29 protein-coding genes are annotated in these 24401 nt (G+C 59.9%); 6 read left to right on the forward strand and 23 right to left on the reverse strand.

The genetic code is table 11. The features are described from left to right. Window positions 1–173: 173 nt before the first annotated feature. From FHT82_RS22785 to FHT82_RS22810, 6 genes are read right to left on the reverse strand one after another with little or no spacing between them, the layout of a single operon-like run. Window positions 174–1010, reverse strand: coding sequence for an IclR family transcriptional regulator (locus FHT82_RS22785; RefSeq protein ID WP_183734940.1), 837 nt, complete (start codon window positions 1008–1010; stop codon window positions 174–176). Window positions 1011–1023: 13 nt separating this feature from the next. Further along, window positions 1024–1413 carry a RidA family protein gene (locus tag FHT82_RS22790; protein ID WP_183734941.1) on the reverse strand — a complete coding sequence of 130 codons (390 nt, stop codon included), beginning with the start codon at window positions 1411–1413 and terminating at the stop codon, window positions 1024–1026. 14 nt (window positions 1414–1427) lie between these two features. Continuing rightward, window positions 1428–2198, reverse strand: a complete 771-nt coding sequence (locus FHT82_RS22795; protein ID WP_281412300.1) for an amino acid ABC transporter ATP-binding protein — start codon at window positions 2196–2198, stop codon at window positions 1428–1430. A gap of 11 nt (window positions 2199–2209) precedes the next feature. After that, complete coding sequence (locus tag FHT82_RS22800; RefSeq protein WP_183734943.1) at window positions 2210–2869, reverse strand: amino acid ABC transporter permease; 660 nt, start codon at window positions 2867–2869, stop codon at window positions 2210–2212. 4 nt (window positions 2870–2873) lie between these two features. Then, a complete protein-coding gene (locus tag FHT82_RS22805) occupies window positions 2874–3536 on the reverse strand; it encodes an amino acid ABC transporter permease (protein WP_183734944.1) in 663 nt (220 codons plus the stop codon). A gap of 54 nt (window positions 3537–3590) precedes the next feature. Next, window positions 3591–4430, reverse strand: a complete 840-nt coding sequence (locus FHT82_RS22810; RefSeq protein WP_183734945.1) for a transporter substrate-binding domain-containing protein — start codon at window positions 4428–4430, stop codon at window positions 3591–3593. 186 nt (window positions 4431–4616) lie between these two features. On the opposite strand from FHT82_RS22810, the gene FHT82_RS22815 reads away from it, so the two are divergent. Further along, window positions 4617–5696 carry a D-TA family PLP-dependent enzyme gene (locus tag FHT82_RS22815; RefSeq protein ID WP_183735103.1) on the forward strand — a complete coding sequence of 360 codons (1080 nt, stop codon included), beginning with the start codon at window positions 4617–4619 and terminating at the stop codon, window positions 5694–5696. A gap of 173 nt (window positions 5697–5869) precedes the next feature. Here FHT82_RS22815 and FHT82_RS22820 read toward each other — a convergent pair whose 3' ends face one another. Together FHT82_RS22820 and FHT82_RS22825 are read right to left on the reverse strand one after the other, a co-directional pair. Then, window positions 5870–6451, reverse strand: a complete 582-nt coding sequence (locus FHT82_RS22820; protein ID WP_183734946.1) for an acyloxyacyl hydrolase — start codon at window positions 6449–6451, stop codon at window positions 5870–5872. Window positions 6452–6576: 125 nt separating this feature from the next. Further along, entirely contained in the window at window positions 6577–7995 is a 1419-nt protein-coding gene (locus FHT82_RS22825; RefSeq protein WP_183734947.1) for a PLP-dependent aminotransferase family protein, read from the reverse strand. An 80-nt stretch (window positions 7996–8075) separates the two neighbouring features. On the opposite strand from FHT82_RS22825, the gene FHT82_RS22830 reads away from it, so the two are divergent. After that, a complete protein-coding gene (locus FHT82_RS22830) occupies window positions 8076–8330 on the forward strand; it encodes a DUF1127 domain-containing protein (RefSeq protein ID WP_183734948.1) in 255 nt (84 codons plus the stop codon). 8 nt (window positions 8331–8338) lie between these two features. Here FHT82_RS22830 and FHT82_RS22835 read toward each other — a convergent pair whose 3' ends face one another. The 7 genes from FHT82_RS22835 to FHT82_RS22865 form a co-directional block, all read right to left on the reverse strand. Then, the gene (locus FHT82_RS22835) at window positions 8339–8743 is read right to left on the reverse strand and encodes a hypothetical protein (protein ID WP_183734949.1); all 405 of its coding nucleotides are present in this window, start codon (window positions 8741–8743) and stop codon (window positions 8339–8341) included. A gap of 23 nt (window positions 8744–8766) precedes the next feature. Continuing rightward, window positions 8767–9438: a phosphoribosylformylglycinamidine synthase subunit PurQ gene (purQ, locus tag FHT82_RS22840; protein ID WP_183734950.1), complete on the reverse strand. Its 672-nt coding sequence runs from the start codon at window positions 9436–9438 to the stop codon at window positions 8767–8769. Beyond that, window positions 9435–9692: a hypothetical protein gene (locus FHT82_RS22845; RefSeq protein WP_183734951.1), complete on the reverse strand. Its 258-nt coding sequence runs from the start codon at window positions 9690–9692 to the stop codon at window positions 9435–9437. Before FHT82_RS22845 ends, purQ begins: the two co-directional genes overlap by 4 nt. 18 nt (window positions 9693–9710) lie before the next feature. Continuing rightward, on the reverse strand, window positions 9711–9953 hold the full coding sequence (gene purS / locus FHT82_RS22850; protein WP_183734952.1) for a phosphoribosylformylglycinamidine synthase subunit PurS: 243 nt from the start codon (window positions 9951–9953) through the stop codon (window positions 9711–9713). 16 nt (window positions 9954–9969) lie between these two features. Continuing rightward, a complete protein-coding gene (purC, locus tag FHT82_RS22855; RefSeq protein ID WP_183734953.1) occupies window positions 9970–10734 on the reverse strand; it encodes a phosphoribosylaminoimidazolesuccinocarboxamide synthase in 765 nt (254 codons plus the stop codon). Window positions 10735–10964: 230 nt separating this feature from the next. After that, window positions 10965–13220, reverse strand: coding sequence for an EAL domain-containing protein (locus FHT82_RS22860; protein ID WP_348647654.1), 2256 nt, complete (start codon window positions 13218–13220; stop codon window positions 10965–10967). Between the two features lie 128 nt (window positions 13221–13348). Beyond that, window positions 13349–13903: an alpha/beta hydrolase gene (locus FHT82_RS22865; RefSeq protein WP_183734955.1), complete on the reverse strand. Its 555-nt coding sequence runs from the start codon at window positions 13901–13903 to the stop codon at window positions 13349–13351. Window positions 13904–14066: 163 nt separating this feature from the next. On the opposite strand from FHT82_RS22865, the gene FHT82_RS22870 reads away from it, so the two are divergent. Then, complete coding sequence (locus FHT82_RS22870; RefSeq protein ID WP_183734956.1) at window positions 14067–14870, forward strand: DUF2189 domain-containing protein; 804 nt, start codon at window positions 14067–14069, stop codon at window positions 14868–14870. A gap of 115 nt (window positions 14871–14985) precedes the next feature. Continuing rightward, on the forward strand, window positions 14986–15456 hold the full coding sequence (locus FHT82_RS22875; RefSeq protein ID WP_183734957.1) for a low affinity iron permease family protein: 471 nt from the start codon (window positions 14986–14988) through the stop codon (window positions 15454–15456). Window positions 15457–15501: 45 nt separating this feature from the next. Here the strand turns inward: FHT82_RS22875 and purB are convergent, their stop codons facing one another. The 5 genes from purB to FHT82_RS22900 all read right to left on the reverse strand — a co-directional run bounded on the left by purB (window position 15502) and on the right by FHT82_RS22900 (window position 19905). Then, on the reverse strand, window positions 15502–16809 hold the full coding sequence (gene purB, locus FHT82_RS22880; RefSeq protein WP_183734958.1) for an adenylosuccinate lyase: 1308 nt from the start codon (window positions 16807–16809) through the stop codon (window positions 15502–15504). Window positions 16810–16871: 62 nt separating this feature from the next. Continuing rightward, window positions 16872–17357: a hypothetical protein gene (locus FHT82_RS22885; RefSeq protein ID WP_183734959.1), complete on the reverse strand. Its 486-nt coding sequence runs from the start codon at window positions 17355–17357 to the stop codon at window positions 16872–16874. Between the two features lie 2 nt (window positions 17358–17359). Beyond that, entirely contained in the window at window positions 17360–18088 is a 729-nt protein-coding gene (locus FHT82_RS22890; RefSeq protein WP_183734960.1) for a DUF2259 domain-containing protein, read from the reverse strand. Next, entirely contained in the window at window positions 18088–18765 is a 678-nt protein-coding gene (gene rpe, locus FHT82_RS22895) for a ribulose-phosphate 3-epimerase (RefSeq protein ID WP_183734961.1), read from the reverse strand. The genes FHT82_RS22890 and rpe overlap by 1 nt, the downstream gene beginning before the upstream one ends. 57 nt (window positions 18766–18822) lie before the next feature. After that, a complete protein-coding gene (locus FHT82_RS22900) occupies window positions 18823–19905 on the reverse strand; it encodes an ABC transporter substrate-binding protein (RefSeq protein ID WP_183734962.1) in 1083 nt (360 codons plus the stop codon). A gap of 172 nt (window positions 19906–20077) precedes the next feature. Between FHT82_RS22900 and FHT82_RS22905 the strand changes: the two genes are divergently transcribed. Both FHT82_RS22905 and FHT82_RS22910 read left to right on the forward strand, forming a co-directional pair. Next, complete coding sequence (locus tag FHT82_RS22905) at window positions 20078–20572, forward strand: flavin reductase (protein WP_183734963.1); 495 nt, start codon at window positions 20078–20080, stop codon at window positions 20570–20572. Between the two features lie 10 nt (window positions 20573–20582). Further along, window positions 20583–20900 (forward strand): TfoX/Sxy family protein, encoded by a 318-nt coding sequence (locus tag FHT82_RS22910; RefSeq protein ID WP_132651605.1) that lies wholly within the window; start codon window positions 20583–20585, stop codon window positions 20898–20900. A gap of 2 nt (window positions 20901–20902) precedes the next feature. Here the strand turns inward: FHT82_RS22910 and FHT82_RS22915 are convergent, their stop codons facing one another. From FHT82_RS22915 to FHT82_RS22925, 3 genes are all read right to left on the reverse strand, one after another. Then, window positions 20903–21325 (reverse strand): NUDIX domain-containing protein, encoded by a 423-nt coding sequence (locus tag FHT82_RS22915; protein ID WP_183734964.1) that lies wholly within the window; start codon window positions 21323–21325, stop codon window positions 20903–20905. An 8-nt stretch (window positions 21326–21333) separates the two neighbouring features. Further along, on the reverse strand, window positions 21334–22824 hold the full coding sequence (locus tag FHT82_RS22920; RefSeq protein WP_183734965.1) for a DEAD/DEAH box helicase: 1491 nt from the start codon (window positions 22822–22824) through the stop codon (window positions 21334–21336). 155 nt (window positions 22825–22979) lie between these two features. Then, window positions 22980–24302 (reverse strand): M23 family metallopeptidase, encoded by a 1323-nt coding sequence (locus tag FHT82_RS22925; RefSeq protein ID WP_183734966.1) that lies wholly within the window; start codon window positions 24300–24302, stop codon window positions 22980–22982. Window positions 24303–24401: the final 99 nt, after the last annotated feature.

Consider the following 24401-nt stretch of genomic DNA (forward strand, 5'->3'; position numbering starts at 1 on the left):
ACAAAGAGATAGAGCATGTCCGTGATCAAGGGAAATACGGGCATGCCCTAGCGCGTTTGTGGTGTCTTTAGCTTATGTAGGAACCGTGCGCGACAGGAAAATGCCTGCCGTCAACAGAGGGTATGCCTGATAGGTTCCGTACCGGTAATCCGGGACCCTTAACTTGAAGGCGTCTACTGCCGGATATTGGCCGAGACCTTCCCAGCGTCTTCGAATGCGACCGGTCTCTGGGCTCGCTGGTATCCCAGCTTCTCGGAAATCTCGTTGGCTGCACCAAGCAAGCTCTCCAGGTACTTGCTCCGATTTCGTACGCCGTCCTCGCGCGGAGTTACAAGACACAGGGTGGCGATGCAGGCACCGTCGGCCTGATGAACCGGCACCGCGAAGCAATGCGTGAAATTCTCCACCTCACTGTTGAAGGTGAAGAATCCGTCGCGGGCCGCCTGACGCACCTGGGCGATGAATTCCGCCGGCTTCATCTGCCGACCGTTTGGAAGAACGAAGTCCTCCGGCGGAATCAGATCGACAATCTCCTGATCGCTCAGGTGCGAAACCAGCAACCGGCCGGACGCCGTCCAGGGGATGGAAACGAGCTCGCCGACATTCGAGGAGATGCGAAACGGCCGGATGCCCTCGCGCATCATGGCGACGGTGTATTTGCGTCCCTCGAGCAGACACATCTGTGCCGTCTCACGGGTTTCTTCGGCCAGCCGCACCAGCATGCGGTCGCATTCCCGCATCAGGTCGAATTGTTCGGCGTAGGCCGTTCCAAGGAAATACAGGCGGCGGCCAAGATTAACGCGGCCGTCTCCCCCGTGGTAATCAAGCATGCCGTGGCTGAGCAGGAGATTGACCAGCTCGTAGACCGAAGATCGAGGCGCGCCAATTTCGGCCGCGATCTCGTTCGGCCGCATCGGCTGTCGTTTCACCCGAAGGAATTCGAGGATCTCGAAGGCACGATCCAGTCCTCGGGTGCGCCGCGATACTGTGTCGATACCAGCCTCAGCCATGCTTTCTCCGATATTAGGCGCGATCCGCGCGGTAGGCCACGCAATCAACTTCGACCTTGCAGTCGACCATCATGCTGGATTGGACACAAGCGCGGGCCGGAGGGTTTCCTCCGAAATACTCAGCGTACACGCCGTTAAAGCTCCAAAAATCACGTGGATCGTCAAGCCACACGCCCACACGCACGACGTCTTCAAGGCTGTAGCCCGCCTCATTGAGAATGGCAATCAGGTTTTCGATAGCCTTTCGGCTCTGGACAACGATTCCGCCAGGAACGATCTCGCCGTTCTCCATGGGCACTTGGCCGGAAACATATAGCCAGCCGCCTGCTTCGGTGGCTCGGGCGAAGGGAAGTGGTTGTCCGCCTGCGCCCGTCTCGCCAGCCCCATAACGCTTGATAGTCATTCTTTCACTTTCCTTTAGTTGAAGCTGGAGGTCTTCAGGAATTCGGCCAGGCGCTCGGTCCTGGGATTCACGAACATTTCTCTTGGATTGCCTTCCTCGCAGATCACCCCCTGGTTCATGAAGATGACCCGCGAGGATACCTCGTAGGCAAAGCGCATCTCGTGGGTGACCAGCAGCATGGTCATTCCATCTGCCGCAAGCCCCTTGATGACCTGCAGCACTTCGCCCACCAGTTCGGGATCGAGAGCCGAGGTCACTTCATCAAACAGCATAAGACGCGGCGACATCGCGATCGCACGGGCGATCGCCACGCGCTGCTGCTGACCGCCGGAGAGCTGGCCCGGGTAATGACCGGCCCGCGCCGACAGCCCGACGCGGTCGAGCCAACGCTCCGCGATCGACCTCGCTTCGCTCTTCGGCATCTTCTTGACCTTGACGAGGCCAAGCATGACATTTTGGGCCGCTGTCATGTGCGGGAACAGGTTGAACTGCTGGAAGGCCATACCGGTGAGCGCGCGCTGGCGGGCGATTTCTTTCTCGCTCTTGCGCCGACGGGTCGCTCCCTCCACGTGGTACCCGATCTCTTCACCGTCCAGGCTGATCGTGCCGCCCTGGAATTCCTCCAGCATATTCACGCAGCGCAGCATCGTGGTCTTGCCCGAGCCGGAAGAGCCGATAATCGAAATAACCTCGCCTTCCTGTACGGAGCAGTCGACCCCTTTGAGCACTTCGTGTTGGCCGTAGCTTTTGCGCAGGCTCTTGATTTCAAGCATTGTTTTGGCCATCGATCGGCTCCTCAGGATGGAAGGGCAGTCTTGCGCTCGATGAATCTGCCGAAGCGCTCGATACCGAAGTTGACGACGAAATAGAGAGCCCCTGCCAGGAAATAGAACTGCAGGCTCATGAAGTTGCGGGAGATGATCTCCTGCGTTCGCAGCAACAGTTCCGCTACACCGATCACCGACAGCAGCGTCGACGCTTTCACCATTTCCGCCGCCGTGTTGACCCAGGCCGGCAGGCACTGGCGCAGCGCCTGAGGCCATAGGACGGAGGTGAACGTCTGCGTAAACGTCAGCCCGATCGCTTTTGCGGCTTCGGTTTGCCCCTTCGGGATGGCTTGAAGAGCACCGCGAACGATCTCACCAACGTGGGACGAACAAAATACCGCCAGCGCCAGAACACCCGCCGCAAATGCTCCCAATTCCAGGCCCACGGCACTGGAGACGTAATAGCTTGCGAGGACGAGTACCAAAACGGGCGTGCCTCGGATCACATCCGTATAGGCCCGCACGATCAGGCGCAGCACACTGTTTCCATAGACCAGCGCCAGACCTACGAAGAGGCCGAGCACGGAGCCTGTGAGAATAGCCAGTAGGGAGATCGATACGGTCATCGCCATGCCATTCAGGATGACGTGACGGGCGATCCAAAGTTGATCGAGAAAGGTCTGAGACATCGGCTTACCTCGGCAATGCCAGACGTCGCTCGATGAAGCGCATCAGAGCGGCAATGAGGAAACAGGTGACGACATAGAGAGCCGATGTGACCATCCAGGTCTCGACGATACGGAAGCTCTCAACATTGATCTTGCGGGCTGCAAAAGTCAGCTCGGGCACGGCGATCGTTGCGGCAAGCGATGTGTCCTTGAAGAGAGAGATGATTGTCGAGGACATCGAGGGCAGAACGTTGCGGAACATCAGCGGCGCTATGATCGATGTGCGTATCTGCATCGACGTCAAGCCAATCGCCATTCCGGCCTCGGTCAATCCCTTGGGAATCGAGAGAAGTCCGGCGCGGAAAACTTCCGCGAGGTATGCTCCTGAATAGAGTGAGAGAACCAAGACGAAGCTTTTGATCTTGTCCAGCCGGAAGCCCATCTGAGGCAGCGCGAAGAATGCGAACAGGACGAGCACGAGAATAGGAAGATTTCGAATAACGGTAACGTAGATTCTTGCCGGCGCGACAGCGGCACGGCTCTTGGAGAGCAGCGCGAATGCAACGAACAGACCGATGACAGCCCCGATCAAGATCGAAATGACCGCCAAACCGAGGCTCAACATCAAGCCGCTAAGAAGAAAATCGAAGTTGCGCCAGACAGCAGCAAAATTCAGCGTATAACCCATGGCAGACCGCCCCTTTCAGGAAGGGAGCGGGAAAGACCCGCTCCCTCGGGCCAGTTACTTGTATTCGACCGGGAAGCCGATTTGCGGAGGCGTCAGTTCCTTGCCGAACCACGTCTTGTACGACTTGGCGTAAGCATCGAATTCAACGCCGGTCATGGCCTCGTGGAGGGCGGTGTTGACGAAATTCAGCCAATCCTGATCGCCGCGCTTGACGCCGCAGGCGTAAGTCTGTGGGTTCCAGCCGTAACCGGCATCCCGATATTTACCTGGGTTCTGAGCCATATACCAGGCGAGCGACGACTGGTCGGTTGCGACCGCGTCCGCACGACCGGATTCCAATGCCTGGTAGATGAGATCGACGGAGTCGTACTGGTCGACGGTAGCTTCCGGGAGCGCCGCGTGAACCATCGACTCCGCGTAGACGTTCTGTAGGACCGAAATTGTCACCGATGAGCCGGCAGCTTTAAGCGCTGCGTAGTCGGCATATTTGCCATCGGCCTTCAGCATGAGGCCGACGCCTTCCCGATAGTAGGGAATCGTGAAGGCGATCTGCTGGGCGCGCTCGCCGGTGACCGTCATGAACTGGCAGGTGATGTCGACCTTGTCCGTCGTGATGTTGGGAATACGAGCGTCGGACGACTGGTTGACGTATTCGATCTTATCAGGATCGCCAAAGAGAGCCTTGGCGATGATGTGGCCCATGTCCACATCGAAACCCTGAAGTTTGTCGTCGGCGCTCTTGAAGTGCCAAGGCGCATTGGTGCTGCCGGTGCCCATAACAAGATGACCGCGAGCAAGAACCTCATCGAGCTTACTTCCGGCGGCGAAGACCGGGCTTGAAAGAACTGCAGTTGCGGCCAGCGCAATCAGGCCGGCGCGGAAGGATATGGTCATGACTGTTCCCCTGAGAACCGAGTGTTTCTGATTAATCCAATATAGCGGACACTTGTCCGTATTATCGGATTGACATATCAAGTCCCCTGGTTGATGAATTGTCAATAGCGATGGTTGATATTTGATGCGGCGCTAAAGAGCGGCACATTTGTCCGCACCGCAGGTTCGTTCCATACGAGGTTTGCCATGACTTTTTCGCCCGCGGATATCGCAGCCATTCAAACTCCTGCTGTTCTGATTGATCTCGACATCGCCACCGTCAATATCGGCCGTTTTCAACGTTACGCGGATGCTCACGACTTGCGTGTTCGCCCGCACATCAAGACGCACAAGCTGCCGGCAATCGCCAATCTGCAGATTGCGGCCGGCGCGGTCGGTATCACCTGTCAAAAGGTATCCGAGGCCGAAGCAATGGTCGCCGCCAGTAGCGCAATCACCGATGTGCTGATTACCTACAACATCGTCGGCGCTGAGAAGCTTGAACGTCTGAAGGCGCTCGCAAAGAAGGTGAAATTGTCGGTCGTTGCCGATAGTGCGGCTGTCGTGAACAGCCTCTCGGAGGCCTTCCGAAACGAAGTTCAGCCGCTGACAGTCCTGGTGGAATGCGACACCGGTGCGAACCGCTGCGGCGTACTCACTCCCGAGGCGGCAGAGGCTCTCTCGGCCCTTATCCACTCGATGCCTGGCATCGTCTTCGGTGGCCTCATGACCTATCCTCCTGCGGGCGGGGAGGCTGCTGTCGAGGCTTTCATGATGGCGGCCAAGGCTCGCATCGAAGCGCTCGGTCTCGCAGTGCCGGTCATCACGTCAGGTGGGACGCCTTCGATGATGCACGCAGCAGACGCACCGGTTACGACTGAATATCGCCCCGGAACCTACGTCTACAACGACCGCTCTCTCGTATCGCGCGGCGCATGCGACTGGCAGGATTGCGCACTCAGCGTCCTAACAACTGTCGTCTCAGTGCCCGCCGCGAACCGAGCGATCGTTGATGCAGGTTCAAAAATCCTGACATCGGATCTTTTGGGCCTCACAGGTTACGGTCATGTGCGGGGGCGCGACGATATCGTCGTGGACCAACTATCGGAGGAACATGGCCGGCTGATCAGCAGCGGGTCAATCGGACTGTCGGTGGGAGATAAATTACAGATCGTGCCGAACCACGCGTGCGTCGTCACCAACATGGTCGACTCGGTTTTCATCACAGGAAAGAGCTTACCTTCAGTCGAGTCTTGGCCGGTCGTGGCGCGCGGAAAGATCATCTGACATGCCGGCTCATCCGTTTTCCATCGGCCAAGCCCATGATCGTATTGGGGTTGGACTGAACAAGATTCCGATGCGAAAATTCTTGGTGCGACGCGTTTAATCCCGCCTTCTATGCTGTTCTTACATCCGCTGAACCGATCCCGTGACGTGACGACCGGCTCAGCAAAGATCGACTAGAATTTGTAGCCGACCATCAGTCCGGCGCGGGTCATGCCGTCGTTCGGACCGTCGCAAAGATTGGCATTCGAGGAATGGGCGAGTTGCGCCATGACATTCCAGTTGCTGTTGAAGCGATAGCCTGCGCCGAGATATTCGTGGAACAGCACACGACAGCCGAGGTCGGGGTCGTCGTCGTCATCGCGAAGCTCGCCAGTGTGGATGACGCCGCCGAAGCCGGCTTCGGCGAAAATCTTGTCGCTGAGATCGACCGTCCAGGTGAAACCGGCGAAGAACTGCGTGGCTGCGCCCGCCGTGCCGATGGAGGTGCCGAGATGGACGCGCGGATGCATGAGCTGCTGCTTCCAGTCAGTCGCCTGCTCAAAACCGAAGGGATCGAAAAGGGCCGTTATTTCCGGGAAAACGCCATCTTCATGCGAATGTCCGCCCTGGATGGAGGCCGAAGCCCCGAAGCGCAATTCGTCGAAAACCTTGTCTCCGGCTTGCGCCGCCGACGACATTCCCAAGCTGCTGGCAATTGCTGCGACCGACGCGATACTCGACAGGCGCAACAGGAGTGAACGGAAATCGGATTTCATCTGCTGTCCCTTGATTCCCGCTTAAACGGCGGGATGAGATAGAGGTAACATGCAGATGATCTCGGTAAAGCGCCTGTGTTTCGATCGTGGCCTTTTCCACAATGCTGACACCGATCTGCAACAGTTCAGATTTCACCGTCGTAGGCGGAGCCGCCATTTTCCAACAGGCGTTTCAATACCATAAGGCCTGCGACCAGTTCGTTTCTATCCTTCGGTGAGGAGAAGCCGATGCGCACGCGGTGATAGGCTTTCTCGCCGCGTGCCGCCTTGAACTCATCCTCGTCGTCGACAAGCACGCCATCGCGGAAGGCGGCATTCTTGAAGGTGCCGGACAGCCAGGGTTCCGGCAGCTTCAGCCACAGGAAGGGCGCATGCGGGTGAGATTCGAAATCGAATCCTTGCAACTGTTCACGAGCAAGGCCGACGCGGACCGACAGTTCAGCGACACTTGCGTTGCGGATTTCATGCGCCTTGCCGCTCTGGACCAGCCGTGCGCAGGTTTCCGCCAGGATGAAGGGCAGACCGCCGGTGACCATCCTGTGCGTGACCTTGATGCGCTGGGCGAAATGCGGCGGGCAGGCGACCCAGCCGCCGCGCACGCCGGCCGCAACCGACTTAGACAGGCCGTTGACGAGGAAGGTACGGTCGGGCGCGATCGCAGCAAGCAGCGGCGTATCGTCATTGGCCATGCCGCCATAGAGATCATCCTCGATGATCCAGACCCCATGCCGTCTGGCAATGTCGGCAATGGCGACGCGCCGCTCATAGGGCATGATCGCAAGTGTCGGATTGTGAAGCGTCGGCATCGTAAAGACGAGCTTCGGATGCTGCTGCTGACAGAGCCGCTCGAAATCCTCGGGGATGATGCCGTTTTCATCGGACTCGACGGTCAATGTGCGCCGGCCGAGCAAGCGGACGCTGCGGCTCACCTGCGTGTAGGTGAGATTTTCAAAAACGATCTTGTCACCGGGCGCAGACACGGCGGCGATGACGGAGATGGCTGCTGCGTGCGCGCCGAGCGTGGGCACGACGTTTTCGACCTCCGGCGACCAGCCATTGCGCGCCAGCCACAGACGGCCGGCCTCGAACCAGTTCGGAGGGAAGCTGCGCGAATAAGAGGAGATCTCGGCCAGATGCTGTTCGCCGATCTCGGCCATGATGCCGGCGATAATCTTGCCCTGACCAAGATCAGGGGCGGCGGTCGTATCGAAGCGAAGCTTGTTCGGCGGGGCATCTGCGATACGCGTGCCGCTCAGCGAAAGGGTGACAGGGTCCACCTGCTCGCTGGGGGGCGTATCGGCACGGTCGAGCACATAGGTGCCGCGGCCGACTTCGCCGGCGACAAGCCCGCGTTCATGCACCAGCGCATAGGCGCGGCCGATTGTTCCGATTGTCACCCCTATGTCATAGGCGAGATTTCGCTGCGGCGGCAGCTTGGCGCCCGCTGGCAAGGCGCCCGAAGCAATAGCGGATTCGATATTGTCCGCAAGCCGCATATAGACCGGGCCGGAGCCCTGCGAGAGATCGGGGAGCCAATTTGTCATGGTGACAATGAATAGATTGTCACCCTTATTCTGTCAAGACTATGAGACAATTCCATAGGCGGAAACGACAGGAGTCAGGAATGTCCGCTATACCTCACATTAAGGGCCAGATTGTATCGATTGTCTCTATCGATGGCCGGCATGAGATTATCATGCCCAGGCAGGCGCCAGCCGCGACGCGGCTCGGGCGGTTGTGGGCAATCTTCCTTCTGTGGCAGCAGAAGCGGGAAGGGCGCCTGGCGCTGCGCGGACTGACAGCGGATCAACTCAAGGATATCGGCCTGTCGCGTTCCGATGCCGCACGCGAAGTCAGCAAGTCGTTCTTCTGGGATTAAGCCAAAACTTAGCGGCAGGCGCGATTGCCACCCGACCAGCGGGTAACATCGGCGGCGATGCGGCCGGCGACCGGCTCGGACATCATCGGGCCGAAGGCCTGCATCTTGGCCGGATTGCCTTCGGCCTGCACGACGAGCAGCGGCCGGCCTTCCGGGGTACCCTTGTGCACCACGAGAATGCGCGGACGACCGGAGAAGGAATTGAGTTCCGGGGCCAGCTTGTAGGCGGCGAAAGCCGCATCGCCCGATTTGAACCAGCAGCTGTTGGCGCCGAGCGCCACACGTTCCATCGTCGACAGCGCGCTACGATCCGGTCCCTTTGCGGGCGTCGGGGACTGGCAGGCAGCAACGAGCGCGGCAAGGCCGGCAAAAGCAGCAGCGTTAGCGATGGCTGCGAAAAGGCGAGGGTGCATCTATCTTGCTCTTCGGCCGGAAATCACGCGGCGATGACGTCGAGCGCCGAAGCGAAGAGGCCGCGGCCATCCGAACCGCCATGAGCGGCCTCGATGAGATTTTCCGGATGCGGCATCATGCCGAGCACATTGCCCTTGGCGTTCATGATGCCGGCAATGTCGTTGATCGAGCCGTTCGGATTGGTGCCTTCGGCATAGCGGAAGACGACCTGGCTGTTGCCTTCGATGGCAGCGAGCGTCTCGGCATCGGCAAAATAGTTGCCGTCGTGGTGGGCGACCGGGCAGCGGATGATCTGGCCCTTTTCATAGGCACGGGAGAAGTCAGTCTCGGCGTTGACGACTTCGAGCTTGATCTCGCGGCAGACGAATTTCAGCGAGGCATTGCGCATCAGCGCGCCCGGCAGAAGTCCAGCCTCGACCAGGATCTGGAAGCCGTTGCAGACGCCCAGAACCTTCACGCCCTTGTTCGCCTTTTCGATGATCGCCTGCATGACCGGCATGCGGGCCGCAATCGCGCCGCAGCGCAGGTAATCGCCGTAGGAGAAACCGCCGGGAATGACGATGAGGTCGACGTCAGGGATTTCCGTTTCCGTCTGCCAGATCGTCAGCGGCTGATGACCGGAGATCTTGGTGAGCGCGGCGATCATGTCGCGATCGCGATTGAGGCCCGGAAGTTGAACGACGGCTGATTTCATGGGTGCGGTTCAAACCTTGCTTGTGCTTCTGCCAGTTCTCGAAGTTCGAGACGATTTTCAATACGATCGAGGCGTTGCTCATGACGTGCCAGGACAGCGTAGATATTTTGGATGTCTTGCTGCATCGAAATCATTGTGCCGCGCATTGCGTTGAGCTCGGATTTGATCTCGTTCTGACCGTCCTTAATGCCTGAAATATCCGGATGCATGCGCTTCAGCAGCGCATACATCAACTCCTGGGTTACTTCAGTCATCGACCTCCTCCACAACCTTTAGTCGAGAGAGATAGTATAGTTCTCAATCACCGTATTGGCGAGCAGCTTTTCGCACATGGCTTTGAGATCCGTCTCTGCCTTAGCCTTGTCCGTGCCTTCCAATTCCAGATCGAAGACCTTGCCCTGGCGGACATGGCCGACGCCGCCGAAGCCGAGGGCTCCGAGCGCGCCTTCGATGGCCTTGCCCTGAGGATCGAGAACGCCGTTTTTCAGCGTGACGGTGACGCGAGCCTTGATCACTTGTTCTTCCCTGCCTTTACTTGACCAAAACGGGGCCGGTGCCGCGCACGGGCTCGTTTTCATTGATGATGCCGAGACGGCGCGCAACTTCGGAATAGGCTTCCAGCAGCCCGCCCATATCGCGGCGGAACAGGTCCTTGTCCATCTTCTTGTGGGTCTCGATATCCCAGAGCCGGCAGCTGTCCGGCGAGATTTCATCGGCCAGAATGATGCGCATCATGTCGCCTTCGAAGAGGCGGCCGCACTCGATCTTGAAATCGACGAGCTGAATGCCGACACCGAGGAAAAGGCCGGTCATGAAGTCGTTGACGCGGATGGCGAGTGCCATGATGTCGTCGAGTTCAGCCGGATTGGCCCAGCCGAAGGCGGTAATGTGCTCTTCGGAGACCATCGGGTCCTCGAGCGCGTCGGACTTGTAATAGAATTCGATGATCGAGCGCGGCAGGACCACGCCTTCCTCGATGCCGAGGCGCTTGGCGAGCGAGCCGGCGGCGACGTTGCGCACGACGATCTCGAGCGGAATCATCTCCACTTCCCGGATCAGCTGCTCACGCATGTTGAGCCGACGGATGAAGTGGGTGGGAATGCCGATCTTGTTCAGATGGCTGAAGATATATTCAGAAATACGGTTGTTGAGGACGCCCTTGCCATCAATGACTTCGTGTTTCTTCTTGTTGAAAGCGGTAGCATCGTCCTTGAAGAACTGGATCAGTGTACCCGGTTCAGGCCCTTCGTACAGAATCTTTGCCTTGCCCTCGTAGATACGGCGGCGACGGTTCATTGTAGTTATTCTCTGCTGTTGGCGCTCTTGGGATAGCGCGCGTGGATCGATCTCGTGGCGTCCCCTTAAAGGAAAAGAGAGAGTTTCACAATCCGCCTGTCACTCCTTCCCCGGTTTCCGGCTGTAGCGGGAAAACCGCAAAGAGAATCGAATGTCTTAGCAAGAGGAGACTACCGCCTTTTTCTTTACGGTGAAATGAAGGCAAAATCTCGGAGGGGTTATACAGGTCTTTATCTGGAAGCCGTTTTGGAGATGGAACGGCGCAGATCCGCCTGCAGCGCGCGGGCCGCACCCTCCGGCTGCCGCCAGCTTTCGCTGCGGATGAAGGCGGGGATCTGCATGGCAGGCATCGGCCGGGCAAGCGCATAGCCCTGCAGCATGTCGCAGCCAAGCTCCTGCAGGATGCGGACGTGATCGGCGGTCTCCACACCTTCGGCAGTGACGAGAACGTTCAGCGAGCTGCCGATCTCGATGATCGAGCGCACCAGCTTGCGCTGCTCTGCCGATTGCGGCAGGTGGCTGATCAGCTCGCGGTCGATCTTCAGCGTCTTCGGGCTCAGCCGCAGCAAGCTGACGATCGAGGCGTGGCCGGTGCCGAAATCATCGACCTCGATGTCGATGCCGAGCTTCTTCAGCTTCTTGAGATTGGCGGTGACCGCCTCGTCGCAATCGTCGAGCGAGATCGATTCCAGCAGCTCGAAAGAGACTGTGCCGGGCTCGATCTTCAGCGACCGCAGCTTCTTGCCAAGCTGCGGATCGGACAGTCTTCGGCCGGAGACATTGACGGAAATGCGGGGAATGGCGAAGCCTTCGCGAACCCAGGCTTTCCGGTCGGCAATCGCCCGCTCCAGGATCAGGGCATCGATAGTCGAGACGACGTCGAGGTCTTCACCGATGTCGAGGAAGCGATCTGGGGAAAGCAGCCCGTGTTCCGGATGCTGCCAGCGGGCGAGCGTCTCGATGCCGGCGATATCGAGCGTGCGGGCATCGAATTGCGGCTGGTAGAAGGGCACGAACTCGTTGCGTTCCAGGCCGATCAGGATCTCATCGGCAAGGCGCTTGGCCGTCAGGATCGTGCGTCGTACGGCATTGGAGAAGAATTCGTGGCGGTTGCGGCCGGAGGCCTTGGCGCGGTAGAGCGCGATATCGGCATTGAGGAGAAGCTGCTTTTCGTCGAGATTCGGACCGCTGTCGATAGCGATGCCGATGCTGGCGCCGAAGCGGCAGTCGTGCCCCTCATATTTGATGGGCTTCCTCAGCTCGCGGATAATGCGCTCGGCGACGGTGGCGATCTTCTTCGAGGCGGTGTCGACGATGCAGAGGACGACGAATTCATCGCCGCCGATGCGCGCGACGAAATCAGTGCTGCGAATGGAGTCGCGCAACACTCGAGCGGCATGTTTCAGCATGTGGTCGCCGGCGCGGTGACCAAGCGTATCATTGATCTGCTTGAAGCGGTCGAGGTCGATATGAAGGATCGCGAGCGCCAGGCCTTCCTCACGGCAATGGGCGGAGCGCTCCTCCAGCGTCTTGTCGAGATAGCGGCGGTTCGGCAGGCCGGTCAGATAATCATGGAACGCCAGATGCTCGATGCTTTCCTTGGCGGCCTCGAGTTCGCGGTTACGGGCTTCGGCGAGATCCTTGGCGCGCTGCAGCTCGTTGCGCAGCGCCACGTCATTGGTCACGTCCCAGTTGGCTCCGATCAACCGCCGGCAGCCGTTACCATCGACGAAGAAAGCGGCGCGGGCGCGAATGATACGCTCGGCGCCGTCGCCCCGGATGATGCGAAATTCCTGGCTAAACCCCGTCTCCTCGCGGAGGTTGCGTTCGACAGTGCCGATTACGCGCTCGCGATCGTCAGGATGGATCGCATCCGGCCAGGCGGCGGCAGCCGTGCGGTGATCCAGGCCCTTCATACCGTATATGGCAATAAGGCGATCGTCCCATTCGACGGTCCCGTGGTCGATATCGGCTTCGAAAACGCCGATGTCGCTGATCTGCAAAGCAAGGTCGAGGCGGCGGGAGAGCTGCGCCAGCATCTCCTCGGCTTCCTTGCGCGCGGTGATGTCGGTATCCGTGCCGACGACGCGCTGGGCCGCGCCATTTTCATCCCATTCGACGGGCGCGCCGCGGCACTCGACCCATACCCAGTGGCCATCCTTGTGGCGCTCGCGATACTGGAAGACATGATAGTCAGGGTCGCCGGCATTCTGGCGTTCGATGGCGTTGACGACGAAATCGCGATCGTCGGGATGAACGAGCTGCAGCCAGGCCTCATAGTCGCCATCGGCTTCCTCATCGGGCGCCATGCCACGGATGGCCTTCCAAGTCTGCGAGTAGTATTTTTTGTTGAGGCGGTAATTGTGATCCCACACCCCAAGGCCGGAGCCGACGAGCGCGTAGTTCCAGCGGCTTTCGCGCTCGGCAATGTCGGAATCGTCGGTGTAGCTTGCAAAACCATCGGCCGCCGGTTCGTCGCGACTGATATCGGCGGCGGCTCTTGGCGGATAGCTTTGCTTCACGGGCGCGCTCTCGCTTTTCTGGCGTGAGCGCAGTCTGCGGTCTTTCCATTAAGAAATGCTTAGAAAGCGATTGCTTAATTCTCCGGACGTGCTCAGCCGGGCAGGCGGCTCAGGAACTGGGCAAAGACCATCGTGCCCTCGGGCCAGGGTCCGTGGCCGGATTCGGCATTGATGTGGCCGGACTCGCCGGCATCCACCAGGAAGGAACCCCAGCTGTTGGCGATATCGTCGGCATGCTCATAGGTGCCGAAGGGATCGTTGCGGCTGGCGACCGTAATCGACGGGAAGGGCAGCGGGTCGCGTGGGTAGGGGCCGAAGGTCATGAGGTGCTTCGGGCGGATACCCGGATTGGCGACGTCAGGCGGCGCCACGAAGAAGGCACCGGCAACCCGCTTCTGAAACAGCGGGATCGCATGGATGACCGAGGGCACCCCGAGGGAATGGGCGACGAGGACGATGGGGCGCGTCGAGGCATTCACCTCTTCGGCGATGCGGGCGATCCAGTCTTCGCGCACGGGCTTGGACCATTCCGCCTGTTCGACGCGCCGCGCGGTGCTGAGCTTTGCTTCCCAGCGGCTCTGCCAATGGTCGGGGCCGGAATTGGTGTAGCCGGGAATGATGAGGATATCTGCGTCTGAAGCTTTCATAGTTTCGCCGATGTGAGAAAGCTTGACCGCGATGTCAAGGGAAAGAGCGACTTAGCTCAAGAAATTTGCTATGGTGGCTGCATGCCGGTTGCGTTCTCGTGTCGGCCCGCTTTGTTGCCGCCACATTCGCCTCCGGCTCATCTTGGCTGAGGAGGAGAAAGCCATGGCGACATTTCATGTCATGACGGGTGCCAGCGAGAACTTCGAGCGGCCCGCGGTTAACAGCATCAGCATAGCCGACGTCTTCGACGCGCTCAGGCTCGGTTTCGAGGATTTCCGCGAGAAGCCTTCGCATTACGTTTTTCTGTGTCTCATGTATCCGATCGCCGGCATCTTCCTGACGATGCTGACCTCGGGCGCCAATCTCGCGCCGATGGCCTTTCCGCTGATGTCGGGTTTCGTGCTGATCGGCCCGCTTGCCGCAATCGGCCTCTATGAAATCAGCCGCCGGCGGGAAGCCGGGCTCGACACCTCTTGGAAACATGCGCTCGACGTGCGCCGTTCGCCGGCTCTGCCGTCGATCATCGCCGTCGGCCTCCTGTTGTTTGGGATCTTCACTGTCTGGCTGGTCACAGCGCAGACCATTTATACAAGCCTTCTCGGCGAAGTTTTCCCGCGCTCCATGTCGCTCTTCCTGCAGCAGGTATTCGGCACGCCCGAAGGCATGCAGCTCATCCTGTGGGGCAATCTGGTCGGCCTCGGCTTTGCGTTCGTCGTTCTGGCGATCACAGTCGTGACCTTTCCGATGCTGCTCGACAGGGACTGCGGAGCGGTGGCCGCGATGGTCGCCTCGATCCGGGCAACCTTCGCCAATCCGGTACCGGTACTGCTCTGGGGCCTGATCGTTGCCGCGCTGCTGGTCATCGGCACGATCCCGCTCTTTGCCGGCCTTGCACTCGTCATCCCGATCCTCGGCCATGCGACCTGGCATCTCTACCGGAAGCTGATTGCCCGCGAAGCCGCGTGAAGGCAATATTCCAGGGGTGTCGCGAATTTGCACGATACCCCGGAATTTCACCGTACTCGGGAACCTCGGAACCTTCCTTGGAGTTTGTCTTGCGCCGACTTCTGCGGAGGATAAGGTGACTTTACGCCATTTGTTTGCGCGTTTCGCGACCAAGATATCGGAGTTGGCGGGCAAGCCGGTGACCTTCATACTGGCGCTTGTCGCCGTCATTATCTGGGCCGCTCTCGGTCCTGTCTTCGACTACTCCGAAACCTGGCAGCTCGTGATCAATACCGGCACGACGATCATCACCTTCCTGATGGTTTTCCTGCTTCAGAACGCACAAACGCGCGATACACGGGCCATTCAGGCCAAGCTCAATGAGATCATCCTGACGAGCCATGCCGAAAACCGCTTCATCGGCATCGAAAATCTGGACGAAGAGGATCTCAAACATCTCGACCGGCTGGTAGCCAAGGCGGCTAAAGGGCGGGGAGAGACCGAGGCTTGCAGGATATCGGATGAGCAAGCCGATACATCACCTGCAAAAAGCGGGTCAAGAAAACGCAAGACGTCGGCGGCTGCCACGCCACGCAAGCGGAAATGAAAACGGCGCCTCGTGGGCGCCGTCCGATGACATATTTTGTGCCGATCAAGCTTCGCCGAAGACGCGGCGGAAGATCGTATCCACATGCTTCGTATGATAACCGAGATCGAACTTCTCGCGAAGATCCGCCTCGGAGAGCGCGGCGCGCACTTCGGCATCGGCCAGCAGTTCTTCGAGGAAGTCCTTGCCCTGTTCCCAGACCTTCATCGCATTGCGCTGGACGAGGCGATAGGCATCCTCGCGCGACGTGCCGGCCTGGGTAAGCGCCAGGAGAACGCGCTGCGAATGGACGAGTCCGCGGAACTTGTCGAGGTTCTTCATCATGTTCTCGGGATAGACCACGAGCTTTTCGATGACGCCGGCCAGGCGGTTCAGCGCGAAATCGAGGGTAATCGTCGTATCCGGGCCGATGGCACGCTCGACGCTCGAATGGCTGATGTCACGCTCATGCCAGAGCGCCACGTTTTCCATTGATGGTACGACCGACATGCGCACGAGGCGGGCAAGGCCGGTCAGGTTTTCGGTCAGAACCGGGTTGCGCTTGTGCGGCATGGCCGAGGAGCCCTTCTGGCCCGGCGAGAAGAATTCTTCCGCTTCCAGCACCTCGGTGCGCTGCATGTGGCGGATTTCGATCGCGACGTTTTCGATCGACGAGCCGATGACGCCGAGCGTGGCGAAGAACATGGCGTGACGGTCGCGCGGGATGACCTGCGTGGAGACGGGCTCCGGCACGAGGCCGAGGGCGGCGCAGACGTGCTCTTCGACAACGGGATCGATATTGGCGAAAGTGCCGACGGCACCGGAAATGGCACCCGTGGCGATTTCGGCGCGGGCGGCCACGAGGCGAGCGCGGTTGCGACTCATCTCCGCATAGAAACGGGCGAAGGTTAGACCCATCGTCGTCGGCTCGGCATGGATGCCGTGGCTGCGGCCGATGCGGATCGTATCCTTGTGCTCGAAGGCGCGCGTCTTCAGCGCTGTCAGAACGCGGTCCATGTCGGCGAGCAGGATATCGGCAGCGCGCACGAGCTGGATGTTGAACGTGGTGTCGAGCACGTCGGAGGAGGTCATGCCCTGATGGACGAAGCGGGCATCGGGGCCGACAATTTCTGCGAGATGCGTCAGGAAGGCGATGACGTCATGCTTGGTGACGGCCTCGATCTCATCGATGCGAGCAACGTCGAAGGTCGCCTTGCCGCCCTTTTCCCAGATGGTGGCGGCGGCCGACTTCGGGATCACGCCGAGGTCTGCGAGCGCGTCACAGGCATGGGCCTCAATCTCGAACCAGATGCGGAACTTGGTTTCGGGAGACCAGATGGCGACCATATCGGGTCGGGAATAACGAGGGATCATGGGCGAGCGCCTTCATTTCGTGACAGTAGCTGCCGCCCCTGTAGCAAAGACGGCCGGCAATCTCAACGCATGCGTTTGGCAAGAGCCAGGCTGGTGGCGAGCAGACAGACGAGTCCGATGGGCAAAAACAGCCCCAGACCGATAACGAGAAACTGATAAACGGCGCTCGCGCCGGTAAAGACCAACTGGAACATCCAGATGACCGATCCGAACGGCGCGTGCCAGCGGGAATAGAAAATCCGATAATCCATGGCGAAGAGAAAGGCCGTCATCAGAACCGTGCCCGCCGTCAGCGCCAGGAAGAAGGCGGCGAAACGCGTCTCGACCCGATGGCCGAGCGCAAGGTATCGTCCGGCAAGCAGGTTGAAGGGCCAGGAAAGCATCCCGCCGCCGAAATAGAGGAGGGCGAGATCGAGCACATGGCTCGTCTCCATGCCATTGCGCAGATAGAGCCCGGCCATCGCCGAGATCAGCATCTGGACGCCCCATAGCGGGGCGCCGATGAAAAGTTCTGGTAAGGACGGCCATGCCGCCCGCAGACGGTTCATTCTCAGGGATGAACCGGAACGGCGATCCAGCGGCCGTTGCGACCGTCAGGAGAAGCGCTCAGCGCAAGGACGAGGGCGATATGGACAGGCTTGCCCGATTCCGGCTGATAGACGAGGGCGCCGCCCATGCGATATTCCACCGGGCAGCCGCGGTCATCAGAAATTGCCTTGTCCTCATGGACGAGCTGGCGGTTCGGTGCGCCGTCCTTTTCGATGAGCTGCAGGGTGAAGCCGATGACGCGCTTGACGTCCTTGCAGCTTTCCGGCTTGGCAACCTCGGCATCGCCGAGCAGCAGCGAATAGGCGCCGCGCGGCGGGCCGTCGCTTGCAATCGTCGTGTAGCGGATCGTCTTCATCGGCGAGCCGAGTTCGGTCGGCGGGTTGAAGGCGGCGATCAGGCCCGGATTGGTCAAAAGGTCATATTTGTCCATCTGCTGGCGGGCTGCCGTCAGGTTCTGGCGGCGCGCCTTGGACAGATTGGCGTCCTTGTCCGTCAGTTCCAGGTGAAAGGGCGTGCCCTCGAGATCGGCCCCGGTATCCGTATCGATGAAATAAGTATCCGAATAGGGAACCTTGCCATCCTTCAGGCCGAATTCCTGGAAGGCGAAGACCTTGCCGTCGGCAGAAAAGCCGACAGGCTGCATATTGGCGATATCGCCGGCATAGGCCGTGGCGGCCATGCCGGTCAGCAGGGCGGCGAAAAATCCGCCCATGAACATGCGCTTGGTCATCAGCGAGCTCCCTCAGCCGCGTTGCGAAGGGCTGATATCGCCTGGCGATAGGCCTCGACCGAGCCGCCCTTGAAAATTGCCGATCCGGCGACGAGCACATTGCCGCCGGCCTTCGCTACGACGGGCGCGGTATCGACCGTCACGCCGCCGTCCACCTCAAGCTCGATCGGGCGGTCACCGATAAGTGACTTCGCCGCGGCGATCTTGTCTGCCATTGCCGGAATGAATTTCTGGCCGCCGAAACCGGGATTGACGGACATAATGAGAATGAGATCGACATCGTCAAGCACGTTCTCGACCACCGAGAGTGGCGTTGCCGGATTGAGCGTGACGCCGACCTTCTTGCCGAGATGGCGGATCGTCTGCAGCGAGCGGTGCAGGTGGGGTCCTGCCTCCGCATGCACGGTGATGCGGTCGCAGCCGGCCTTGGCGAAGGCCTCAAGATAGGGATCGGCCGGCGAGATCATCAGATGGCAGTCGAAGGTGGCATCCGTATAGGAACGCAACGACTTAATGACATCGGGACCGAAGGAGATGTTCGGCACGAAATGCCCATCCATGACGTCGAGATGGATCCAGTCGGCGCCGGCCGCAGTGACGTTGCGCACTTCCTCGCCGAGCTTTGCAAAATCTGCCGCCAGGATCGATGGAGCGATGCGGATGGGCAGTGTCGTCATGGTCTCGGTCTCCTCTCAACCGGTAGCGGCGGGCCGCCTTACAGCATCGTCAACAGGTCAGTCCGTCCCATCGGCTGGCGGGACGAAAGCATCGCCGTGCCATTCGAGAAGACGATAGGGATTTTGCGAAAGCTCATGGGCCGGCGTGAAGGTAACCGGGCCGATCGGCGTATCGAATTGCGTTCCGACCAGCTTTTCTGCGACTGGCTTACCTTCGCTCAACGCCGCCTGCACGGCCTGACTCGCGATGAGTGCTGCAGCTGCCGCAGGCAGGACGTAGCCTTGAGGCTCAACGCCTGCTGCCCGCATCGCGTGGACGGTTGAATCTGCCTCCGGCAGACGAGCGTATTCCGGAATCGCGACGGCGCGTACACCGTCCGCAAGCGCAAGCGGCTGGTTGGCAGCCCGCATCGCATCGCCGCTCAGGATATCCAACGGAATGTTTTCAGCCTTGGCGTCACGCGCGATAACGGCGACATCGTTCCTATCGCCGCCGATAAAGACCTTGGTGGCGCCCGCCCGTTTCAGGCGGCGCACGAGGCCGATCTGCTGTTCCTGTCCCGGCCTGTATGTGTCGGTAAAGACCGCCTTCAGGCCGTTTTCCTCCAGAGCGTTGCGCACGGCTTCCGTCAGTTCACGGCCGTGGATCGTGCCATCCTCGACAAGGGCGATCGGAGACGCCGCCCATTGCTGTAAGATGACCTGGATGATCTTGGCGGCTTCGTCGCCGTCCTGAGGGCCGAGGCGGAAGAAAGGCCAGCCGTTCTTCAGCGAATCCTCCATCAGGATACGCGAGCGCACCGACACGGTAATGGCAGGGATATTGGCATCCTTGAGCTTCGGCAGCGCGCCTTCCAGCGTTTCGCTGCAGAGGAAACCGATGGCGATCTGAACCTTGGCGGCAATCAGCGCATCGGCGATCGCCTGGCCGCTATTGTCCTGACAGGTCTCACTGATCGGAACGATCGTATCGCCAGCCTGCCCAATCTGGAAAACCGCGCCAGCGCGGACCTGGGCGCCGAGCGAGGCAAAGGTGCCGTCCTGCGGCGCCACGACGCCGATCGTCACGCCGGCCGCGCGGCTTTCGGCCGTCAACGCCAGAAGCGACAGAAGGGCGGCTATGACACGCAGGGTCATCATGAAAGGTGCAGGTCTCTCGTCTTGTCCATGCCCTTTTATCCGCACGGCGGCAATCGTCAAAGAAAAACAAGCGTGTTCTGCAGCTTTTAGCGGGTGCCATTGTAGAAAAGGTAACCGATGCCCGCCATATTGGTGAAATAACAAGAACAAGACACGGATTGTGGAGAAGCAAGTGTTGAACAGGCAGCATATCGATCCCGGCCTCTATCGCGATGCCATGAGCCGTTATGCCGGCCATGTACAGCTCGTGACGACGGCCATGGGTGAGGCGCGGCGTGGCGTCACCATCACGGCCGCCTGCTCGGTATCCGACAATCCGGCTTCCGTTCTTGTCTGCCTCAACAACACCAATGAGAAGAACGAGATCTTCTGGCGCAGCGGCATCTTTGCGCTGAACTCGCTCGGCGCGCACCATCAGGGTGTTGCCGATGCTTTTTCAGGCCGCACGCATCTGGAAAACGGGGATCGTTTCTTGAGCGCCCGCTTCGAAACGCTGGCAACGGGCGCGCCGGTCCTTGCCGATGCACTCGCCGTCTTCGACTGCCGGGTGACCGATATCAAGGAAATGCCGACCCATAACGTCATCTTCGGTGAGGTCGCTGCCGTTCGTTTCACCGAAATGCATCCGGCGCTTCTCTATTTTAACCGCGGCTACCATACGATATAGGCTCAGCAGCATGGACAATGCAGGCATCGAGGAAATGTTTCAGTCGCTTGGACCCGTCACCATCAAACGCATGTTCGGCGGTAAGGGCATCTATCATCTCGGCCGCATCCTGGCACTCGAAGTGCGCGACGAAATTCTGCTGAAGGCCGATGAAAAAAGCGCACCGGAATTTGCCGCGGCAGGTGCCAGCCAATGGTTCTATGAGGGCAAGAAGGGCGCTCCGGTGAAGATGCCTTACTGGAGCATCCCCGAAGAGGCCTATGACGACCCCGATATCATGGCGCGCTGGGTGCGGCTTGCCTATGAGGCAGCGTTGCGCGCGGAATGAGATCAGCGCAATTGCCCGGCCGGAAGAGCTGATATCGCGACCCTGGTGAAAGCCGACAGCGGCTCGGGCAGGTCGGCAAGGCCGAACCAGCCGAAATCCGAGAGCTTGTCCGGTTCCGTGAGTTGTGGCTCGCCCGTCACTTCACGGGCGATATAGAGAAGGGAAATCCAGTGCTGGCGGTCGGCTTCGATGATCTGTTCGGTAGAGCCGATCTGCTCGATGCGACCGATTGTCAGTCCCGTTTCTTCTTCGGCCTCGCGGCGCGCGGCTTGCTCAGCTGGCTCCATATGGTCGACCTTGCCGCCGACGATATTCCAGTAGCCGGCTTCAGGCGGGCGCATGCGCTTGTAGAGAAGGATTTTGCCGTCGCGTAAAATCACCAGGCCCACTCCGAGGCCTGGGAAATCAATGCCGGGCTTGCCCACCGAGGGTCTCAGATCTTGGCGTTTGCAGCGATCAGCATGAAGGCAGGGATGTCGTCGCCGAATCCGACCGGTGTCGGGCCATCGTCGTGATCACGGTGACGGCGACGTTCGCGATTGTCGTCGTTTGCCGGATAGGGCCGATTGCCGCGCGCATTGTTCTGCGGCTTCTGTTCTGCTTTGCGCTCGTTCTTCACGCTGTCGGCCTTTGCTGCTGCTTCCACGACTTCGCCGCCATTATCTTCGGCGTTGATATCAGATTTATGACTCGAAGACCGGCGGTCGCGGCCACGATCCTTGTCCCGCTCACGACCCTTGCCGCGGCGGGGAGAACGCTCGCTGTCGCGGCTTTCTTCGGCCGGCGGCAGGGCGGAGAGATCGCCGTTCAGCCATTCGACCTTCTCGCCGATCAGCTTTTCGATCGCGTCGGCATATTTCTGATCGTGACGGGTGACGATGGTGAAGGAAGCGCCGGAACGACCGGCACGGCCGGTGCGGCCGATGCGGTGGACATAGTCTTCCGAATGGATCGGCACGTCAAAATTGAAGACGTGGCTGACATCGGGAATATCGAGGCCGCGGGCAGCGACATCGGAGGCAACGAGCAGCTTGATGTTGCCGTCCTTGAAATTGGCAAGCATGGTCATGCGCGAACGCTGGTCCATGTCGCCGTGCAGGGCGCCGACGGAGAAACCGTGACGGTCCAGCGAACGGAAGAGTTCAGCGACGTCCTTCTTGCGGTTGCAGAAGATGATCGCGTTCTTGAGATCTTCCTGGGCGCGGATGAGGTCGCGCAGGACCGCGCGCTTCTCGTAATCCTTGCCATGCGAGGCGACGAAACGCTGCGTGATGGTCTTGGAAGCCGATGCGGGCTTGGCAACCTCGATGCGCTCCGGGTTCTGCAGGAAGCGATCCGCGAGCTTCTGGATTTCCGGCGGCATGGTGGCCGAGAAGAACAGCGTCTGGCGGGTGAAGGGGATCAACTTGGCAATGCGCTCGATATCGGGAATGAAGCCCATGTCGAGCATGCGGTCGGCTTCGTCGATAACGAGGATCTCGACACCGCTCATCAGGAGCTTGCCGCGCTCGAAATGGTCGAGAAGGCGGCCGGGGGTGCAGATCAGTACGTCCGCGCCGCGCTCCAGCTTGCGATCCTGATCTTCAAAGGAAACGCCGCCAATGAGGAGGGCGACGTTGAGCCGGTGGTTCTTGCCGTATTTTTCGAAATTTTCGGCAACCTGGGCGGCCAGTTCGCGGGTCGGCTCCAGGATCAGCGTGCGGGGCATGCGGGCGCGGGCGCGGCCCTTTTCCAGAAGCGACAGCATGGGAAGAACGAAGGATGCCGTCTTGCCGGTGCCGGTCTGCGCGATGCCGCAGATGTCACGGCGTTCAAGCGCGAAGGGGATTGCCCCGGCCTGAATGGGAGTGGGGATCGTGTAGCCCGCATCGGTCACAGCGGAGAGCACTTTGGGGCTCAAACCAAGTTCAGCAAATGTCGTCAAAGGGAAAACTGTTTCCGTTTCGTTCGGCCGGTCTCTGGCGAGTCGGCAGGATTGCATGCCGCAATGCTGGGCGACATAATCCGAAACGGCCGGCAAGTCAAGGAAGAGCGCCTCCACCTCAGGTAGCGGGGTGAAGCATTCGTTACCGCGACCGGCTATTTTATATAAGTGGCAAGTTTAAGGCCGGCATTCATAAAATAGATCGGGTCGACGGCATGTCCATCCTGACGCACCTCATAATGCAGGTGCGTGCCGGTAGAGCGGCCCGTGCTGCCGGCCAGGCCGATGACATCATTGCGGTCGACCGTGTCGCCGACCTTGACCAGAATTTCCGACATATGGCCGTAGCGCGTCGAAATCCCATTGCCGTGATCGACCTCGACCATGTTGCCGTAGCCGCCGGTCCAGCCGGCCGCGATCACCTTACCGGGCGCGGTGGGTCGGATCCTTTCGCCGGGCGAGAAGCGGAAATCGATGCCGGAATGAAGAGCAAGCCGGCCGAGGAAGGGATCGCGCCGGTTACCGAAGGGGCTGGTGACTTCCTTGCCGATGGCCGGATTGCGGAAGGGCAGGGCTTCGGCGGTGCTGCGCACGGCCTCCAGACGCGTCAGCGCGCCGTCGAGCTGGATCAGCGAATTGTTGAAGTCGTCGTTGCCTTCAGGCTCCACATAAGGACCGCCGACGGCGTCGTCCTCATCTTCCTTGGCGGCAACAGCCTCAGCCGGGACCGTAATATGGAAGCGGTCGAGTACGCCTTGGATCGTATCGGCGGCATTGCCGGCGTCGCTCGTCAGCAGCTCGATACGGCTCTTCTGATCCTGCTCGACGCTCTTCAGCGAAAGCGTGACCTTGGAAAAGATGCGGTCAGCGCGGTCGCCAACGGTTTCCTGTGATGGAACATAGGCGAGGGTGGAATTATCGGGCGTTTCGGCGTCGGCCGGCTTGCTATCGCCTGCCAGCATATTTTCAATCGCCTGCGCACCGCCGGTCAGCGAAGCGCGCTTGTCCTTGATGTCGGGCGCGTAGGATTGCGCCGAACCATTCGCGGCAGGCGCATCCTTGCCCGTCAGGCCAGAGCTTTGGGCGCGGTCGAGCAGGTTATCGAGCTTGCCGTGGCGCGAGGTCAACGCCATCTGCTGCTCCATCAGCTTGTCGACCTTGTCCTCGACGACCTGCTGATCGAGAAGCTGGCGGGAGGTGATGCGGTCAACCTGGGCGCGCAGTGCCGCGATGCGATCCTCATAGTCATGCTGCATACGGGCCTGGCGGGCCATGGTCGCACCGATCAGATCGTCGCGCAGCACGAGGTAAGAGGTGGCGAGCAGATAGCCGATGGAAAAGACGCCGACGAAGCAGAAGGCCAGCGCCGCCATCCAGGGCTTCACCGTCATGTGACGCACCTTGTCGCCACTGGCGAGGATGAGGACATGTTCCTGTACCCTCTTGCCGAATACCCGACTGTGATGTCCGTTCGTCACGGAGGGTCTCCCAAAGATTCGCCGTTTCAGCGCCGCCTCATTGGGAAATGATTACATACTTTTATGGTTAATAGTCGGTTTACGTCAGCAAGCCGGAGC

Source organism: Rhizobium sp. BK275 (assembly GCF_014193555.1).
GTDB lineage: Bacteria > Pseudomonadota > Alphaproteobacteria > Rhizobiales > Rhizobiaceae > Rhizobium.

Bases quoted from the DNA above. Each gene is read 5' to 3' on its own strand.
- FHT82_RS22785 (WP_183734940.1), bottom strand. From the start codon at position 1,010: ATGGCTGAGGCTGGTATCGACACAGTATCGCGGCGCACCCGAGGACTG.
- FHT82_RS22870 (WP_183734956.1), top strand. From the start codon at position 14,067: ATGGCGACATTTCATGTCATGACGGGTGCCAGCGAGAACTTCGAGCGG.
- FHT82_RS22830 (WP_183734948.1), top strand. From the start codon at position 8,076: ATGTCCGCTATACCTCACATTAAGGGCCAGATTGTATCGATTGTCTCT.
- FHT82_RS22900 (WP_183734962.1), bottom strand. From the start codon at position 19,905: ATGATGACCCTGCGTGTCATAGCCGCCCTTCTGTCGCTTCTGGCGTTG.
- FHT82_RS22795 (WP_281412300.1), bottom strand. From the start codon at position 2,198: ATGGCCAAAACAATGCTTGAAATCAAGAGCCTGCGCAAAAGCTACGGC.
- FHT82_RS22885 (WP_183734959.1), bottom strand. From the start codon at position 17,357: ATGAACCGTCTGCGGGCGGCATGGCCGTCCTTACCAGAACTTTTCATC.
- FHT82_RS22835 (WP_183734949.1), bottom strand. From the start codon at position 8,743: ATGCACCCTCGCCTTTTCGCAGCCATCGCTAACGCTGCTGCTTTTGCC.
- FHT82_RS22805 (WP_183734944.1), bottom strand. From the start codon at position 3,536: ATGGGTTATACGCTGAATTTTGCTGCTGTCTGGCGCAACTTCGATTTT.
- FHT82_RS22825 (WP_183734947.1), bottom strand. From the start codon at position 7,995: ATGACAAATTGGCTCCCCGATCTCTCGCAGGGCTCCGGCCCGGTCTAT.
- rpe (WP_183734961.1), bottom strand. From the start codon at position 18,765: ATGACGACACTGCCCATCCGCATCGCTCCATCGATCCTGGCGGCAGAT.
- FHT82_RS22800 (WP_183734943.1), bottom strand. From the start codon at position 2,869: ATGTCTCAGACCTTTCTCGATCAACTTTGGATCGCCCGTCACGTCATC.
- purB (WP_183734958.1), bottom strand. From the start codon at position 16,809: ATGATCCCTCGTTATTCCCGACCCGATATGGTCGCCATCTGGTCTCCC.
- purQ (WP_183734950.1), bottom strand. From the start codon at position 9,438: ATGAAATCAGCCGTCGTTCAACTTCCGGGCCTCAATCGCGATCGCGAC.
- FHT82_RS22865 (WP_183734955.1), bottom strand. From the start codon at position 13,903: ATGAAAGCTTCAGACGCAGATATCCTCATCATTCCCGGCTACACCAAT.
- FHT82_RS22910 (WP_132651605.1), top strand. From the start codon at position 20,583: ATGGACAATGCAGGCATCGAGGAAATGTTTCAGTCGCTTGGACCCGTC.
- FHT82_RS22845 (WP_183734951.1), bottom strand. From the start codon at position 9,692: ATGACTGAAGTAACCCAGGAGTTGATGTATGCGCTGCTGAAGCGCATG.
- FHT82_RS22820 (WP_183734946.1), bottom strand. From the start codon at position 6,451: ATGAAATCCGATTTCCGTTCACTCCTGTTGCGCCTGTCGAGTATCGCG.
- FHT82_RS22810 (WP_183734945.1), bottom strand. From the start codon at position 4,430: ATGACCATATCCTTCCGCGCCGGCCTGATTGCGCTGGCCGCAACTGCA.
- FHT82_RS22815 (WP_183735103.1), top strand. From the start codon at position 4,617: ATGACTTTTTCGCCCGCGGATATCGCAGCCATTCAAACTCCTGCTGTT.
- purC (WP_183734953.1), bottom strand. From the start codon at position 10,734: ATGAACCGTCGCCGCCGTATCTACGAGGGCAAGGCAAAGATTCTGTAC.
- FHT82_RS22890 (WP_183734960.1), bottom strand. From the start codon at position 18,088: ATGACCAAGCGCATGTTCATGGGCGGATTTTTCGCCGCCCTGCTGACC.
- FHT82_RS22790 (WP_183734941.1), bottom strand. From the start codon at position 1,413: ATGACTATCAAGCGTTATGGGGCTGGCGAGACGGGCGCAGGCGGACAA.